The organism is Pirellulales bacterium (assembly GCA_036490175.1).
GTDB lineage: Bacteria > Planctomycetota > Planctomycetia > Pirellulales > JACPPG01 > JACPPG01.
Genome location: DASXEJ010000117.1, coordinates 1 through 2,454 on the forward strand (window position 1 = coordinate 1; position 2,454 = coordinate 2,454).

Consider the following 2,454-nt stretch of genomic DNA (forward strand, 5'->3'; position numbering starts at 1 on the left):
CGTGGCGTCTCCATGCTACAATGCCGCCCGCTTAGTCCCCACTTTTTATTCAGAGAATACCATCGGGACGTGTCGACGCATCATTCCGAAATATCCGCCGACGTTGGGTCCCAAGTCGCCGCCCCCGAGCGGCGGCTGTCGCTGATTGACACAACATCGATGATCGTGGGGATCATTATCGGTTCGGGCCTGTACGAGACGACGCCGGTGATCGCGGCCAACGTCTCTGCCGCGCCCTGGTTGATTACAGGGTGGCTGCTAGGGGGCCTATTTGCGCTCGTCGGCTCGTTATGTTACGCAGAACTGGCCACCGCGTATCCGGCCGATGGTGGCGACTACGTCTACCTGACGCGGGCTTTTGGCCGCGGCACGGGATTCATGTTCGCCTGGGCCCAGTTGTGGGTCATCCGGCCCGGTTCGATCGGCGCCATGGCATACGTCTTTGGCCGCTACGCCACGCAGTTGTGGCCGCTCGGTGCCCAGTCGTTCACGGTCTACGCCGCCGGATCAGTGACCATCATCAGTCTGATCAACATCCTGGGTGTGCGTGAAGGAAAATGGACTCAAAACGTGCTCACGACCGCAAAGCTGCTCGGGCTGGCGATCGTGGTGGGCGTGGGATTGACCTGCACGCTGCCGGCAGAACAGACGGCGCCGGCTGCTGCCGCCAACGATCAAGGCAACCTGGGGCTTGCGCTGATCTTGATCGTCTTTACCTACGGCGGTTGGAACGACCTGGCCTACGTCGCGGCCGAAGTGCGAGATCCGCAGCGAAATATCGTGCGGGCGTTGCTGCTGGGCGTCGCCGCCGTCGTCACGGTTTATGTGAGCGTCAACCTCGCGTTTCTACATGCGCTTGGGCTGCAGGGCGTGGCCGCCAGCCATGCCGTGGCGGCCGATGTGGCTTCGCTTGGGCTGGGCGACTGGGGGCGGCGGGGCATCGCGCTATTGATCTGCATTTCGACCCTGGGGGCCATTAATGGAATGATCTTTACCGGCGCGCGGATCTATTTTGCGATGGGACGGGATCACCCCCTTTTTGCTCTTGTCGGTCGCTGGAGTCTGCGCTTTGGGACGCCAGCGTGGTCGCTATTGATCCAGGCCGGCACCACATTGTTGGCCGTCGTGGGCTTCGGAGTCTTCACGGGCGGCCCCGAAGGGGGCGGCTTCCAACGCCTGATCGACTTCACGACGCCGGTGTTCTGGTTTTTTTTATTGCTTGCAGGGCTGTCGCTGTTGGTGCTGCGCCGGCGCGAGCCTGCGCAGCCACGGCCTTTTCGCGTGCCAGGGTACCCGCTGCTTCCACTGTTGTTTTGCAGCGGTTCGGCTGCGATCGTTTATGCCGGGGTCATGCATGCCATCGAAGTACGCTCGTGGGCCGCGTTGTGGGCCGCCGGGCTCATGGCCCCGGGCGCCATACTGGCACTGGTAGCCAAGCCACGCGACCAATGATTGATACTCGGCTGGCCCGCGCTTGCGAAACGCGCAGCGCCGTGGCGGCCGGGCTAAATCTTCGGTGCCTCAGGAACGTCGATGCCTAGCGCGGTTGCCAAATCGATGGCGTGTTCTTGCTCTTGGACCAGAATCTCGCGAATTACTTCGCATAAGGCATACTCTCCCAATGCTTCGCACTGCCGCACGCGCTGCCTGTAATTGGCGATCGTGTCCAACTCATTTTGCAAGTCGAAGCGGAGCATGTCCTCGGCCTTGTCTGACGTTTTGACCGGCTTCGGCGCGACCGTCGGCATGCCGCCCAAATAGTCGATTTGTTTGGCAATCGCCAGAGCGTGGGCCAGCTCTTCACCGGCATGCACCTCGAGTTCTTTGGCGATATTCATGTACGCGGCACCCTTGAGCACCTGGCTGTAATTCACGTAGGCGATAATCGCCTGGTATTCACGGGCAAGATCTTCATTCAGCAAATCGATTAGTTGCTTCCGGCTAATGCCCGCATCGGAATGCGTGGTGTGTTTGTCGGTCACGATATTCTCTCCTTGGCCAGATGTTTGGTCGGTTGCGACGGTCATTTAAGCAATTGCCGGGCCAACTCACAACCTTGTGGCGAGCGTGCGACTTGTGACGGTCTGGCCGGTGACGGCGCCGCGGGCGCCCTACCCCACCGCTACCTCCGGCATGCGCGGCAAAAACACATGGCCGCCCGTGACAACGTCGAGCACAACCGTTCACTTGCGAAGTGCATCTGAGCGTGCGAAAATTGACGAACTGTCGGGGTGCCTCGGGCCGCTGGCCAAGAGGTACTTTTCGGGCTGACAAGCCCATCACTCAGCGGAGTTCTCCAGGCACATGCGAATCATCCCCCTCGGCCCGCATATCGTGGTGCGACGTCTGAAGGCTGAGGAGAAGACGGGCGGCGGCATCGTCCTGCCGGAGGGAGCCCGCACTAAGCCGCGCGAGGGTCGCGTGCTTTCGATCGGTGATGGCCCAATCCTCAAG

At 61.2% G+C, this 2,454-nt stretch carries 2 protein-coding genes; one reads left to right on the plus strand and one right to left on the minus strand.

What is annotated here, in order from left to right:
* On the plus strand, positions 1–1,452 hold a 1,452-nt coding region (locus VGG64_08390), incomplete at its 5' end, for an amino acid permease (GenBank protein HEY1599605.1).
* Between the two features lie 53 nt (positions 1,453–1,505).
* Here the strand turns inward: VGG64_08390 and VGG64_08395 are convergent.
* Positions 1,506–1,982 (minus strand): ferritin-like domain-containing protein, encoded by a 477-nt coding sequence (locus tag VGG64_08395; protein HEY1599606.1) that lies wholly within the window; start codon positions 1,980–1,982, stop codon positions 1,506–1,508.
* Positions 1,983–2,454 lie beyond the last annotated feature (472 nt).